We start from the raw sequence: 13,484 nt of genomic DNA on the forward strand, positions 1-13,484 counted from the left end.
ACGAACTCTGCCCGTCCGGAGCCCGCCCCGACCGCCCCGCCGCTCATGTGCACGTCACACGCGGGATACCCTCCACGCCTGACCGGACGGCCACGGGGCGGGGGACACAACGGTGGGTGGAACGGCGAGCGGCACGGAGACGATGACCCGGAAACCCCGCTCGGCGGTGCGGGACGGCGCCGTCATGGCGGCCGGATCCCTCGTCTCCCGGGCGACCGGCTTCCTCCGCTCGGCGGTCGTCGTCGCCGCGCTCGGCACCGGGCTCCGGGCCGACGGGTACAACGTCGCCAACACCGTGCCCAACATCCTCTACACCCTGCTCATCGGCGGCGCCCTCAACGCCGTCTTCGTGCCCGAACTGGTCCGCGCGGCCAAGCGGCACGCCGACGGCGGGGCCGCATACACCGACCGGCTCCTCACCCTGTGCACCGTCGGCCTCCTCGCCCTCACCGGCCTCACGGTCCTCGCCGCCCCCTGGATCGTCGAGGTGTACGCCCCCGGCTACGACGGAGCCCAGGCCGACATGACCATCGCCCTGGCCCGGTACTGCCTGCCGCAGATCCTCTTCTACGGGCTGTTCACCCTCCTCGGCCAGGTCCTCAACGCCCGCGACCGGTTCGGCGCGATGATGTGGACCCCCGTCCTCAACAACCTCGTCGTCATCGGGGTGTTCGGCCTCTACCTGGCCGTCGTGGCGGGCTCGGACGGAGCGCTCACCCCGGAACGGGCCCGACTGCTCGGCTGGGGCACGACCGCCGGGATCGCCGTCCAGACCCTCGCCCTGCTGCCCGCGCTGCGCGCCGCGGGGTTCCGCTGGCGGCCCCGGTTCGACTGGCGCGGCAGCGGTCTCACCCGGCCGCTGCGCGCCGCGGGCTGGCTGGTCGCGCTGGTGCTCACCAACCAGATCGCCTACTGGGTGGTGACCCGGCTCTCCACCACCGTCGGCCTGCGCGCGGAGGAACAGGGACTCGTGGGCGGCGCCGGATACACCGCGTACAGCTACGCCTTCCAGCTGTGGGTCGTCCCGCACGGCATCGTGACCGTCTCCCTGATGACCGCGCTGATGCCCCGGATGAGCCGCGCCGCCGCCGACCAGGACCTCCCGGGGCTGCGCCGCGACGTCTCCTACGCCCTGCGCACCTCGGCCGCGCTGGTGATACCCGCGACGGCCCTGCTGCTCGCGCTCGCGCCCTGGGCGATGGGCGCGGTCTACGGGTACGGGCGGACCGGGGACGCGGACATCGCCGTGCTGGCGGGCATGATCATGGCGTTCGCCCCCGGGCTCGTCGCCTACTCGGGGCAGTACGTGCTCTCCCGCGCCTTCTACGCGATGGGCGACACCCGCACGCCCTTCCTCCTCAACCTGGTGATCGCCGCGCTCAACGCGGGGCTCGCGGCCGCCGCGTATCTGCTGCTGCCGGCCCGCTGGGCCGTCACGGGCATGGCCGGGGGCTACACCGTGGCGCTGTTCGCGGGCTTCGCCGTCACCGGGTACGTACTGCACCGCAGGCTCGGCGCCGGGGCCCCGCCGCTGCGCTCGGCCGCGCTGGGGGCGCAGCTGCGGCTCGTGGCGGCGGCGGTCCCCGCCGGGCTGCTCGGCCATCTGGCCGCACGGTCCTGCGCCGGGGCCGGGGACTTCGCGGCGCTGGGCGCGGGCGCGGCCGTCCTGCTGCTCACGGTCGCCCTGCTGGCCCGGCCGCTGCGGCTGCGGGAGGTCGGTGCCGTGATCGAGGCGGGACGGGCCCGGCTGCGCCGGGCCTGAGCCCGCACCCCGGTCCGGCGGTGCGCCGGACCGGAACGGGCGGGCCTCAGGGGGCCCGGTGGGAGTTGCGCGGGGCCGGGGCGGGGGACTGGGCGGCGCGGGTCACATCGGCGACCAGCTCGACCACGTCGGGGCCGTACGCCTGGGAGTTGACCACCTTCAGCAGCAGGCAGAAGGTGTTGTTGCCGTGCTTGCGGGCCAGCTTCTCGTAGTTGCGGGCGAGGTAGCGGGAGGCGGCCTGGTTGGTGATGGCCTGCTGGCCGCAGAAGAGGAAGACCGGGCGGGCGTCCTGACCGGCCGTCAGCCGGGCCAGCAGCACGTACTCGGCGACCCCCTTCTCGACCCGGTAGCGCTCCGAGCCGATCTGGAAGGCATTGCGGTCGGGGCCGGGCGCGGGGTCGGTGTTCACCTTCACCCCGGGCAGCAGCGAATGCAGATGGGCGGCCATCCGCCGGTTGGAGACGGGCCCGCCGACACAGAACTCGGTCCGCTCGCCGAAGCCCTGCTGGGCGACGTCGTGGGAGAGGATCTGGGCGTGCGCCGAGCAGTCCTTGATGAGGGCGGACAGCTCCAGCAGGGCGAAGACGTCGTGACGGTGGACGGAACCGTCGCCGCCCGCGTCGCGGTTGACGACGAGCAGGCACTCGGAGTTGCCCGGCAGCCCGAAGAACGCCTGCTTGCGGCGGAGTCTGCGGCGCCAGAGATAGGTGCGGGCGAGCCAGCCGAGCGCGGCACTGACGCCGGCGGCTATCACGCCCAGCACGATGTTGCGTACGTCGTCACTCATGGGCGGGCATGTTAGCGGGCGCCGGGAAACGTCGGAACGGTGGACCTGACGGGTCGGCGGGCCCGGCGATACCCTGCGCGGACGATCCCGCACTGGAGGTGCGCATGAGACGTTCCATCGCGCGAAATGTGTCCTTAACCGCTGTTCTCGCCACTGTCGTCGCCGTTGTCGCCGCCGCCCCGGCCGCGTCCGCGCGGGCGCCCGAGGCACCGCCCAAGTCCCCCGTCGCGGTGGGGTACGGCGGTGCGGTGGCCAGCGTCGACGCGGACGCCTCGGCGGCCGGCATCGAGGTGCTGCGCAAGGGCGGAAACGCGGTGGACGCGGCGGTGGCGACCGCCGCCGCGCTCGGTGTGACCGAGCCCTACTCGGCGGGCCTCGGCGGAGGCGGCTACTTCGTCTACTACGACGCCTCCCGGCGCACCGTGGAGACGATCGACGGCCGGGAGACCGCCCCGCGCAGCGCCGACTCCTCGCTCTTCCTGGAGAACGGCAAGCCGCTCTCCTTCGACGAGGCCGTGACCAGCGGACTCGCCGTGGGCACCCCCGGCACCCCGGCCACCTGGGACACCGCGCTCCGGACCTGGGGCAGCAAGCCGCTGCGGCAGGTACTGAAGCCGGCCGAGCGGCTCGCCCGGGACGGCTTCGTCGTGGACGAAACGTTCCGCTCGCAGACCGAGGGCAACCGGGCCAGGTTCGCCGACTTCCCCGCGACCCGGAAGCTCTTCCTGCCCGGCGGCGACCTACCGGTGGTCGGCTCCCGCTTCAAGAACCCCGACCTGGCCCGCACCTACGAGCAGGTGGGGCGCCAGGGCGTCGACGCGCTGTACCGGGGCGGGCTGGCCGACGACATCGTACGGACCGTCCGCAAGCCGCCCGTCGACCCGAAGGCCACCCGGGTCGTGCGCGCCGGTGACCTCACCGCGAAGGACCTGCGCTCCTACCGGGCGCTGCGCCGGACGCCGACCAGGGTCGACTACCGCGGCCTCGACGTCTACGGCATGGCCCCCTCCTCGTCCGGGGGCACCACCATCGGCGAGGCGCTCAACATCCTGGGCTCCACCGACGTCTCGAAGCTGAGCGAGGCCCAGTACCTGCACCGCTACATCGAGGCCAGCCGGATCGCGTTCGCGGACCGGGGGCGCTGGGTGGGCGACCCGGCCTTCGAGAACGTACCGACCCGGGAGCTGCTGAGCCGGCGGTTCGCCGACTCGCGGGCCTGCCTGATCAAGGACGACGCGGTGCTGACCAGCCCGCTCGCCCCGGGCGACCCGCGCCACCCGGCCGACTGCGCGACCGGTGGCAAGGCCGCCCCGACCACGTACGAGGGGGAGAACACCACCCATCTGACCGTGGCCGACAAGTGGGGCAACGTCGTCGCGTACACGCTGACGATCGAGCAGACCGGCGGCAGCGGCATCACCGTGCCCGGGCGCGGCTTCCTGCTCAACAACGAGCTGACGGACTTCTCGTTCGCGCCCGCCGACCCCGCGGTGCACGACCCGAACCTGCCCGGTCCGGGCAAGCGGCCGCGCTCGTCGATCTCGCCGACGATCGTGCTGAAGCACGGCAGGCCGGTGCTGGCCCTGGGATCGCCCGGTGGTGCCACGATCATCACGACGGTGCTCCAGTCGCTGATCGGCACCGTCGACCGGGGGCTCCCGCTGGTCGACGCCATCGCCGCGCCGCGCGCCAGCCAGCGCAACGCGCCGACGACGGAGCTGGAACCGGACCTGTGGAACAGCCCGCTCCGGGCGCGACTGGAGTCGCTGGGCCACGCCTTCAAGCTCAACCCGGAGATCGGGGCGGCCACGGGCGTCCAGCGACTGCCGGACGGGCGGTGGCTGGCGGCCGCGGAGAAGGTCCGCCGGGGCGGCGGATCGGCGATGGTCGTGACGCCGGCCGGACATTCCTGACGAGACGTCAAGATCCTGTGTGCGGGGCCGGTTCCGGGCGTTGACACGCGCGGATCCGGCCCCGCGGTCTTGACGGTGGCGGTCGGGCGGGGCCATGTTGGGCCGGTCGGTAAGGAAACTTTCCTATTGAAAGGGCCCCCCACTGTGCGTACTCGAACGCTCGCCCTCGCCGCCACCTCCGCCGCCGTCCTGCTCGGCGCCGCCGCCATGGCCCCCGCGGCCCACGCCGGTCCGGGCGTCAAGGAAGGCACCGTCAGCGCGGCCGACCTGCTGGCCAAGGTGACCTCCTGCTCACAGATCTCCAACGGCAAGTACCGCACGGACGAGGAGACATCGGCGACCATCCCGGTCTGCGGCAAGAACGGCGCCGTGTTCTGGAAGGCCGACATGGACATCGACTGCGACGGCGAGATCACCGCCGCCTGCAACGAGAACACCGACCCGTGGTTCCAGAACGGGACGGCGTTCGAGACCTCCGCCGGAAAGCCGCTGAACGCCGAGAAACTGCCGTACGTCGTCGTCCCCAGCGCCAGCAGCATCTGGAAGTACGGCGACTCGGGGATCAAGGGCGGCGGTGTCGTCGCCGTGATCTACAACAACAAGGTCGAGTACGCGGTCGTCGGCGACACCGGCCCCAGCCAGATCATCGGTGAGGCGTCCTACGCCACCGCCCAGGCCCTCGGCATCGACCCTGACCCGGCGACCGGCGGGGTCGACTCCGGCGTCACGTACATCCTGTTCAAGAACTCCCAGGTGTCGCCGATCGAGAGCCACAGCGCCGCCGTCACCGCCGGGGACGCCCTCGCCAAGCAGTTCCTCCAGAACAACTGAGGGCGGGGACGGTCACAGGGCGGTGAGGACGCGCGGGCCGTCGTCGGTGATCGCCACCGTGTGCTCGGCGTGCGCGGCGCGGCTGCCGTCGGTGGTGCGCAGCGTCCAGCCGTCCCGGTCCGGGTAGTACTCGTCCTTTCCGCCGGCGATCAGCATCGGCTCGATCGCCAGCACCATCCCGTGGCGCAGCCGCATGCCCCGGCCCGGCCGTCCCTCGTTGGGGACGGCCGGGTCCTCGTGCATCTCCCGGCCGATCCCGTGGCCGCCGAACCCCTCGGGGATGCCGTACCCGGCGCCGCGGCAGACCGTGCCGATGGCGTGGGCGATGTCGCCGATGCGGTTGCCGACGACCGCCGCCGCGATGCCCGCCTCCAGCGCCTCGAAGGCCGTGGCGACCAGCCGGGTGTCGGCGGGCCGTGCCCGGCCGACGGTGAAGCTGATCGCCGAGTCGCCCGCCCAGCCGTCCAGCTTCGCGCCCGCGTCGATGCTCACCAGGTCGCCGTCGCGCAGCCGCTGGTCGGTCGGGATGCCGTGGACGATGGCGTCGTTGACCGACGCGCAGATCACGGCGGGGAAGGGGGTGGGGGCGAAGTGCGGCCGGTAGTTCAGGAACGGCGAGCCCGCGCCCGCCTCCCGCAGCACCCCGCGCGCCACCTCGTCCAGCTCCCGCAGCGACACGCCGACCACCGCCGCCTCCCGTACGGAGGTCAGGAGCCGCGCCACGACCCGGCCGGTCTCGCGCATGGCATCGATGGATGTGTCCGTCTTGAGTTGCACCATGCCAATTACTATACCGGTCGAAGCGGTATTAGAATGACGGCATGGTCCGCACCCCCCTGACCCCGGAAGAGCGCCGCCGCGGCGAACGTCTCGGCGAGCTGCTGCGCGAGGCGCGCGACGGCCGCAGCATGGTCGAGATCGCGGCGAACGCCGGAATCTCCGCCGAGACACTGCGCAAGATCGAGACGGGCCGCGCCCCCACCCCGGCCTTCTTCACGGTCGCGGCCCTGGCCGGCGCGCTCGGGCTCTCGATGGACGAGATCCTCGCCCGCTGCGCCACGGAACCGGACGCGGTCCCCCTGGCCGGATAGCGGTGGGCCCCGGCTCCCCGTACGTCGGGAACCGGGGCCCACCGGGCCGGTCTCAGGACACCTCGACCCCGTTCGGCTGCTCGATCAGCTCGATCAGCGTCGTCCGCCCGCCGTCCGTCGATTCCGGGTAGAAACGGCGGGCCCAGCGGCGGAACGGGCCGATCGGGCCGTCACCGGCGGCCAGCCGGGGCGGCTGCCGGTACTGCTTGTGGTGCCAGATCGGGAAGTCGGCGGCGGTGAACTCGCAGCTGGACCGGAAGACGGCACGGTCCAGCAGCCGGGCCGCGGTCCGGCTCACCGTGCGCGCCAGCGGGCCGGGCAGCCGGGACGGCTCGTCGAAGGCGATCCGGTTGAGCTGCCGGAACTGCATCCGGTTCGGCGCGATCGCCGTCGGCAGCACCATCGTGCACATCCGCAGCCCCAGCCGGGGCGTGTGCACATCGGCGTGCAGGCAGCCCAGCCCGTAGCCGTCCACCTCCACATGGACGACGAAGTCGCCCAGCATCGGCGCCGATTCATGGGCGCGCATGGAGACGTGGAACTTCGCGTCCTCGTACTCCACCGGGCCGCCGATCTCGGCTCTCTTCCAGCCGTGCAGGGTGGCGAAGTGTCCGAGGTCCACCGAGTTCTCGATGACCTCCTGGACGTTTCCGGCCAGTTCCCAGGCGGCGCTGCGCGAGGGCCGGTGGCCGATCACGTGCCATTCGGGAATCGACCAGTCCGGCTCCCGGCCGTCGTGGTGCCGCCAGACGAAGACCGCGCCGTTGACCTCCATCACCGGCAGCCGCGACAGCGGCGATCTCGGCGGGGCGGTGTCGTACCCCGTGCGCACACAGGCGCCGTCCGGGCCGAAGGCGAAGAAGTGGAAGGGGCAGACCAGGTCGTCCCCCTCGACCTTCGCCAGGCCCAGGTGGGCGCCCAGATGCGGGCAGTACGGCCGGATGGCCCGCACCGCGCCCGAGCCGAGCCGGTACAGCACCACGTCCTCGCCGGCCAGCGGCCGGGTGAGCACGGTGCCCGGCCGCAGCTCGTCGGAGAACGCCAGTGCCGCCCAGCCGCTCGGATACGGCAGGGCGGGAGCGCCCGCAGCGTCGGCCGGTGTCGGCCCCTCGCTGATGGCGCTCCCGAGATCGCGTGACAGTCCCACCACTTCCCCTTCTTCTTCCGGTTCCGGTCCTTCTGGAAACTGCCCAGAGCGGTCCGGAAACTCCGTCGCGCACCGCACACCACCCGAACGGGTAGAAAAGCGGAGCGAGTTGACGGGAAGGGGGTGGGGCGATCCGTGCCCCGGAGCCCTCAGCGGGCCCGCTGCTCGTACCCCACCAGGCGCACACAGACGGTCAGCCCCTCGATCGCCCGCTCCAGCTCCGCGAGCCCGGGGTAGCTGGGCGCGATCCGGATGACGGCGTCGCGCGGGTCGTCCCCGTACGGGTGGGTGGCGCCGGCCGGGGTCAGCACGATGCCCGCCTCGGCGGCCCGGCGCACGACCTCCCGGGCGCAGCCGTCGGGCACCTCCAGGGTGACGAAGTAGCCGCCCTTGGGCGAGGTCCAGGACGCCAGTCCGGTGCCGCCCAGCTCCGACTCCAGGATCCGGGCCACCGCCTCGAACTTGGGCTGGAGCAGGGCGCGCTGGCGCTCCATGTGGTAGCGCACCCCGTCGGCGTCGCGCAGGAACATCAGGTGCCGCAGCTGGTTCACCTTGTCGGGGCCGATCGACCGCTTGGCGTTGTTGCCGAGCAGCCACTCCAGGTTCGCCGGGGACGAGCCGAAGAACGCGACGCCCGAGCCGGCCGTAGTGATCTTCGAGGTGGAGCCGAAGACGAAGACCCGGTCCGGGTTGCCGGCCCCGGCGCAGGCGGCGAGCAGGTCGGCGATCGCGACCGGCTCGTCGGTGAGGTGGTGGGCGGCGTAGGCGTTGTCCCAGAAGATCCGGAAGTCGGGGGCGGCGGTCTCCATCGCGGCGAGCCGGGCCACGGTCGCGTCGCTGTAGCAGACGCCGTCCGGGTTGCTGTACTTCGGCACGCACCAGATGCCCTTGACGGCGGGGTCCTCGGCGACGAGTCGTTCGACGACGTCCATGTCCGGGCCCTCGGCGGTCATCGGGACCTGGATCATGTCGATCCCGAACCGCTCGCAGAGCGCGAAGTGCCGGTCGTAGCCGGGCACCGGGCACAGGAACGCGATCCGCTCCTGGTCCACCCACCGCGACTCCGCGCCGGGCAGCACGCTCAGCAGCGCGTGCACCAGGCAGTCGTGCATCAGCTCCAGGCTGGAGTTCCCGGCCGCGAGCAGCTGGCCGGCCGGAACCTGGAGCACCCCGGCGAAGATCTCCCGCAGCTCGGGCAGCCCCTGGAGCCCGCCGTAGTTGCGTACGTCCGTGCCGTCGGGGGCGGTGTGCCGGCCGACGCCGGGCAGCGCCAGCAGCTCCTCGGAGAGGTCCAGCTGGGCGGGGGCGGGCTTGCCCCGGGTCAGATCGAGCGAGAGCCCGAGCGCCACCAGCTCGCGGTGGTCCTGGCGGGCCCGGTCGAGGAGGCCGGGCAGGCTGTCGGGGGTCGGCTCGCTGGTCATGGTGGATCCTCTCGCAGATCCCGTTCGAAACGGGGCTGCGGCCGAGAATACAAATCGGTGCCCGGCGGTCGCGGACCGGGAGCGGGACGGGCGGGCGTGTGGACCGCACGGGTGTGAAACATGATCGACTCCGCCGGTTCGCGGCGATGGTCTTGCCCCGCTGTGTGGCGGGGCTTACGTTCTCCTCTACGCACGTGTCTACGGGCGTAGAAACGCGTTGAGGCTCTCTGACGCCGCGTCGAAGGAGCAGCTCATGTCCCCAGTCGTTCGCGCCGCCCTCGTCCAGGCGACCTGGACCGGCGACACCGAATCCATGATCGCCAAGCATGAGGAACATGCCCGCGAGGCCGCCCGGCAGGGCGCGAAGATCATCGGCTTCCAGGAGGTGTTCAACGCCCCCTATTTCTGCCAGGTGCAGGAGGCCGAGCACTACCGCTGGGCCGAGGCCGTCCCGGACGGGCCCACCGTCAGCCGGATGCGGGACCTGGCCCGCGAGACCGGCATGGTGATCGTCGTCCCGGTCTTCGAGGTCGAGCAGTCCGGTTTCTACTACAACACCGCCGCGGTGATCGACGCCGACGGCTCCTATCTCGGCAAGTACCGCAAGCACCACATCCCGCAGGTGAAGGGCTTCTGGGAGAAGTACTACTTCAAGCCCGGAAACGTCGGCTGGCCGGTCTTCGACACCGCCGTCGGCAGGGTCGGCGTCTACATCTGCTACGACCGGCACTTCCCCGAAGGGTGGCGCCAACTCGGCCTCAACGGCGCCCAGTTGGTATACAACCCGTCCGCCACCTCGCGCGGCCTCTCCGCCTACCTCTGGCAGCTGGAACAGCCCGCCGCGGCCGTCGCCAACGAGTACTTCGTCGCCGCGATCAACCGCGTCGGCCAGGAGGAGTACGGCGACAACGACTTCTACGGGACCAGCTACTTCGTCGACCCCCGGGGGCAGTTCGTCGGCGAGACCGCCGGTGACAAGGAGGACGAACTCGTCGTACGGGACCTCGACTTCGGGCTCATCGACGAGGTCAGGCAGCAGTGGGCCTTCTACCGGGACCGCCGCCCCGACGCCTACGAGGGACTGGTGGAGCCGTGAGCAGCCTCCACCACCGCCACCTCGCGGTCAGCCCCGACTGGCTGGCCCTCTACTACAAACGGCCCCTGGAGATCACCCACGGCGAGGGCCGCCACGTCTGGGACGCCGACGGCAGGCGCTACCTCGACTTCTTCGGCGGCATCCTCACCACCATGACCGCCCACGCCCTGCCCGAGGTCACCAAAGCGGTCGCCGAGCAGGCCGGCCGGATCATCCACAGCTCCACGCTCTACCTCAACCGGCCGATGGTCGAACTGGCCGAGCGGGTCGCCGCGCTCTCCGGCATCCCGGACGCCCGGGTCTTCTTCACCACCTCCGGCACCGAGGCCAACGACACGGCGCTGCTGCTCGCCACCGCGTACCGCGGGTCGAACCAGATCCTCGCGATGCGCAACAGCTACCACGGCAGGTCCTTCTCCGCGGTCTCCATCACCGGCAACAACGCCTGGTCGCCGACCGGCCTGTCGCCGCTCCAGACGCTCTACGTGCACGGCGGCGTCCGCACCCGGGGCCCCTACGCGCATCTGAGCGACGCCGAGTTCACCGAGGCGTGCGTCGCCGACCTGGAGGACCTGCTCGGGCACACCCGGCCCCCGGCGGCGCTGATCGCCGAACCGGTCCAGGGCGTCGGCGGGTTCACCTCGCCGCCGGACGGCCTGTACGCGGCGTTCCGGCGGGTCCTGGACCGGCACGGGGTGCTGTGGATCTCCGACGAGGTGCAGACCGGCTGGGGCCGCACCGGAGACCACTTCTGGGGCTGGCAGGCGCACGGCGAGAACGGGCCGCCGGACATCCTCACCTTCGCCAAGGGCATCGGCAACGGGATGTCGGTCGGCGGTGTCGTGGCCCGCGCCGAGGTCATGAACTGCCTGGACGCCAACTCCATCTCCACCTTCGGCGGTTCACCGGTCACGATGGCGGCGGGGCTGGCCAACCTCTCGTACCTCCTGGAGCACGACCTCCAGGGCAACGCCCGGCGCGTCGGCGGTCTGCTGATCGAGCGGCTGCGGGCGGTCGGCGCCGGGTGCGAGCGGGTGCGCGAGGTGCGCGGCCGGGGGCTGATGATCGGCATCGAGCTGGTGCGGCCCGGCACCGACGAGGCCGACCCGGCAGCCGCCTCGGCGGTGCTCGAAGCGGCCCGCGAGGGCGGCCTGCTCATCGGCAAGGGCGGCGGCCACAACACCAGTGTGCTGCGGATCGCGCCACCGCTCTCGCTCACCATCGCCGAGGCGGAGGAGGGCGCGGAGATCCTGGGGGAGGCGCTGCGGGCCGCCGACTGAGACGGCGGGCCGGGCCCCGGGCGACGGCTCCGGGGCCCGGCCGGGCGGTCAGCCGCGGTTGCCGGTGGGGCGGGTGAGGTCCAGGGCGCGGACCGGGTCCAGCTCGCCGTGGTACGCGAGGTCCTGGTAGCGGACCTCGGTGATCCTCAGCGAGGCCTTGGCGACGCCCCGCGGCACCGTGGTCCTGAAGCGGACCGAGCCGTCCTTCTTCGTGCTGCCGGTCAGCCGCTCGACCCGGCCGCCGGCCGTGAGCTCGGCGGTGACCGCGGCGCCCTTCACCGGCACGCCCTGCGCGGTGCGCACCACGCCGTTCGCGGTGACCTTCCAGGGCGAGTCGGAGCCGGGGCGGCCCAGGAGCACGGTCCCGGCGTCCAGCGAGGCGACGGCGAGCTGCGAGGGCGGGGTGGGCTGGCCGAGGGCGACCTGGTCGACGGTCCAGAAGGCGCTGTTCGTCCCGGTGTAGCGGAAGCTCAGCCGGGCCGTCCGCGCGCCCGCCGGAACGGCCAGCTCCAGGCGCTCGACCGTGTTGACGTCGGTCCGGTACGACTTCACGAGCTGCGGGGTGCCGCCGTCGTACGAGACGTACACGTCGCCGGTCTGCGGGCCGTCGATCCGGTAGTTCGTCGCGTACGAGACCGTGGCCGTCGCCGCCCCGTTGAGCCGGTAGGCCGGGCTGATCAGGGTGGAGTCGAACTGCCCGGCGCCGTGCGCCTTGTCGTCCCACTCGTCGGAGTCGGCGACCGCGAACACGTCGCGGGCCCGGACGTTGGTCTCCCGGCCCTGGCCGCGCTCGGCGTTCGTCCAGAACTCGTCCGTGGCGAAGGCCCAGCCGCGCCACTCGGTGACCCCGCCGGACGGCATCTTCGCGTTGTCGATGGACCAGCCCTCGGGGGCGGTGCTCGTCCAGCCCTTCGCGTCGGCCGGGAGCCTGGTCTCGTCGACGGGTCCGCGCAGCGCGGGGCGCAGGGTGTCGAAGTCGTCCGTCCTCGGCTCGGCGAGCGAGGTGCCGTCCAGGTCCCAGGCCGGGTCGGTGGCGACGCCCTCGTGGCGCAGCACGGTGGGCGCGACGTCGGTGATCTTGACGTCGTGGCGTACCGAGCCGGGGGCGATGCCCTTGCCCTGGGCGATCACGAACGTGCCGCGCTCCAGCGGGGTGTTGCCGCCGTGGCCGCCGGTGGGGGTGTGGCCGTGGTCGGCGGTGACGACGATCAGCCAGTCCTCCTGCGCGTACGTGGGCCGCGAGGCGACGGCGTCGAGCAGCCGGCCGACCTGGATGTCGGCGGTGTTGAGGGCCTTGAGGTAGGCGGCGCTGGACGAGCCGCTGCTGTGGCCGGCGCCGTCGACCTCGTCGAGGTGGACGAAGGTGGAGTCGGGGTTGCCGTTGGCCAGGTAGTCGACGGCCTTCGCGGTGGTACCCGCGTCGTTGCCGCCCGCGATGCGCAGATCGGTCTTCGCGCCGAAGACGATCTGGGGGATGGGGCTCCAGGTGCCGACGACCAGGGTGGACGTGGCCGGGTCGGCGGTCTCCAGCCGGGTCGCGTAGTCCGGGTAGCGGTCGTAGTTCGGGTTGGTGAAGTTGTTGTCCTTCACGTTGTGCTTGTCGGGCCAGACGCCGGTGGCGATCGAGGACCAGCCGGCGCCGGAGACGGTCGGGGCCATCGGGTCGGCGTAGAGGTTGCTCCGGGCGGTCAGCCCCTGGGCCATCAGCCGCTGGAGGCGCGGGACGTCGGCGCGCGAGAAGGCGTCGAAGGCGGCGCCGTCGATGCCGATGACCAGGGTCTTCGCCTGCTTGGTGCCGGAGGGCAGACCGGCGTACGGCGCGGCGGCCGGGGCCTTCGGGTCCTGGGCCCGGGCGGTGGTGGCGACGAGCGGAAGGGCGACGGCGGCGACGGTGGCGGCGGCCAGCAGCGTACGCGCGGAGCGCGGCAGTGACACGGGATCCTCCGGGGATCGGGTCGGTGGCACCGGGCAACGGGGGAGCCCGGTGATGGGGACGAGGTTCGTCCCCGGCGGTGAGCGGACCACTCCCGGGAAGGTACGGGCGTGTGAACCGTACTCAACATTTGGACCAGACCCGTAATCATTCTGTTATCCACTCATGGTGCGGGCCGCGTGCGCCGCTGTGGGCCGGTGGAGTGCCCGGCGCGGGAAACAGA

The 13,484-nt window shown here is 72.4% G+C and carries 11 protein-coding genes; 6 read left to right on the forward strand and 5 right to left on the reverse strand.

Annotation, left to right across the window (positions count from 1 at the left end; genetic code table 11):
* Window positions 1-142: 142 nt before the first annotated feature.
* Complete coding sequence (murJ, locus tag ACIQGQ_RS18295; RefSeq protein WP_402396802.1) at window positions 143-1,762, forward strand: murein biosynthesis integral membrane protein MurJ; 1,620 nt, start codon at window positions 143-145, stop codon at window positions 1,760-1,762.
* A gap of 46 nt (window positions 1,763-1,808) precedes the next feature.
* On the opposite strand, the gene ACIQGQ_RS18300 is transcribed toward murJ, so the two are convergent.
* On the reverse strand, window positions 1,809-2,549 hold the full coding sequence (locus ACIQGQ_RS18300; RefSeq protein ID WP_402396805.1) for a hypothetical protein: 741 nt from the start codon (window positions 2,547-2,549) through the stop codon (window positions 1,809-1,811).
* A 104-nt stretch (window positions 2,550-2,653) separates the two neighbouring features.
* Here ACIQGQ_RS18300 and ggt point away from each other — a divergent pair, with 104 nt between their 5' ends.
* Complete coding sequence (gene ggt / locus ACIQGQ_RS18305) at window positions 2,654-4,462, forward strand: gamma-glutamyltransferase (protein ID WP_402396808.1); 1,809 nt, start codon at window positions 2,654-2,656, stop codon at window positions 4,460-4,462.
* A gap of 144 nt (window positions 4,463-4,606) precedes the next feature.
* Window positions 4,607-5,293: a glycoside hydrolase family 75 protein gene (locus ACIQGQ_RS18310; protein ID WP_402396811.1), complete on the forward strand. Its 687-nt coding sequence runs from the start codon at window positions 4,607-4,609 to the stop codon at window positions 5,291-5,293.
* Window positions 5,294-5,305: 12 nt separating this feature from the next.
* Here the strand turns inward: ACIQGQ_RS18310 and map are convergent, their stop codons facing one another.
* Window positions 5,306-6,073 (reverse strand): type I methionyl aminopeptidase, encoded by a 768-nt coding sequence (gene map / locus ACIQGQ_RS18315; protein ID WP_402396813.1) that lies wholly within the window; start codon window positions 6,071-6,073, stop codon window positions 5,306-5,308.
* A 41-nt stretch (window positions 6,074-6,114) separates the two neighbouring features.
* On the opposite strand from map, the gene ACIQGQ_RS18320 reads away from it, so the two are divergent.
* Window positions 6,115-6,384 carry a helix-turn-helix transcriptional regulator gene (locus tag ACIQGQ_RS18320; protein ID WP_366297794.1) on the forward strand — a complete coding sequence of 90 codons (270 nt, stop codon included), beginning with the start codon at window positions 6,115-6,117 and terminating at the stop codon, window positions 6,382-6,384.
* Window positions 6,385-6,436: 52 nt separating this feature from the next.
* On the opposite strand, the gene ACIQGQ_RS18325 is transcribed toward ACIQGQ_RS18320, so the two are convergent.
* Window positions 6,437-7,531, reverse strand: a complete 1,095-nt coding sequence (locus ACIQGQ_RS18325) for a Rieske 2Fe-2S domain-containing protein (RefSeq protein WP_402396935.1) — start codon at window positions 7,529-7,531, stop codon at window positions 6,437-6,439.
* 149 nt (window positions 7,532-7,680) lie between these two features.
* Window positions 7,681-8,952: an aminotransferase class I/II-fold pyridoxal phosphate-dependent enzyme gene (locus ACIQGQ_RS18330; protein ID WP_402396816.1), complete on the reverse strand. Its 1,272-nt coding sequence runs from the start codon at window positions 8,950-8,952 to the stop codon at window positions 7,681-7,683.
* A 253-nt stretch (window positions 8,953-9,205) separates the two neighbouring features.
* On the opposite strand from ACIQGQ_RS18330, the gene ACIQGQ_RS18335 reads away from it, so the two are divergent.
* Together ACIQGQ_RS18335 and ACIQGQ_RS18340 are read left to right on the forward strand one after the other, a co-directional pair.
* Window positions 9,206-10,048 carry a nitrilase-related carbon-nitrogen hydrolase gene (locus ACIQGQ_RS18335; protein ID WP_402396819.1) on the forward strand — a complete coding sequence of 281 codons (843 nt, stop codon included), beginning with the start codon at window positions 9,206-9,208 and terminating at the stop codon, window positions 10,046-10,048.
* Window positions 10,045-11,328: an aspartate aminotransferase family protein gene (locus tag ACIQGQ_RS18340; protein ID WP_402396821.1), complete on the forward strand. Its 1,284-nt coding sequence runs from the start codon at window positions 10,045-10,047 to the stop codon at window positions 11,326-11,328. Before ACIQGQ_RS18335 ends, ACIQGQ_RS18340 begins: the two co-directional genes overlap by 4 nt.
* A 48-nt stretch (window positions 11,329-11,376) precedes the next feature.
* On the opposite strand, the gene ACIQGQ_RS18345 is transcribed toward ACIQGQ_RS18340, so the two are convergent.
* A complete protein-coding gene (locus tag ACIQGQ_RS18345; protein WP_402396824.1) occupies window positions 11,377-13,263 on the reverse strand; it encodes an alkaline phosphatase family protein in 1,887 nt (628 codons plus the stop codon).
* Window positions 13,264-13,484: the final 221 nt, after the last annotated feature.

Origin of the sequence: Streptomyces sp. NPDC092952, from assembly GCF_044754785.1 — a bacterium.
Classification (GTDB): domain Bacteria; phylum Actinomycetota; class Actinomycetes; order Streptomycetales; family Streptomycetaceae; genus Streptomyces.

Coding starts and splice junctions, on each gene's coding strand:
- murJ (WP_402396802.1), top strand. CDS start 143: ATGACCCGGAAACCCCGCTCGGCGGTGCGGGACGGCGCCGTCATGGCG.
- ACIQGQ_RS18300 (WP_402396805.1), bottom strand. CDS start 2,549: ATGAGTGACGACGTACGCAACATCGTGCTGGGCGTGATAGCCGCCGGC.
- ggt (WP_402396808.1), top strand. CDS start 2,654: ATGAGACGTTCCATCGCGCGAAATGTGTCCTTAACCGCTGTTCTCGCC.
- map (WP_402396813.1), bottom strand. CDS start 6,073: ATGGTGCAACTCAAGACGGACACATCCATCGATGCCATGCGCGAGACC.
- ACIQGQ_RS18320 (WP_366297794.1), top strand. CDS start 6,115: ATGGTCCGCACCCCCCTGACCCCGGAAGAGCGCCGCCGCGGCGAACGT.
- ACIQGQ_RS18330 (WP_402396816.1), bottom strand. CDS start 8,952: ATGACCAGCGAGCCGACCCCCGACAGCCTGCCCGGCCTCCTCGACCGG.
- ACIQGQ_RS18335 (WP_402396819.1), top strand. CDS start 9,206: ATGTCCCCAGTCGTTCGCGCCGCCCTCGTCCAGGCGACCTGGACCGGC.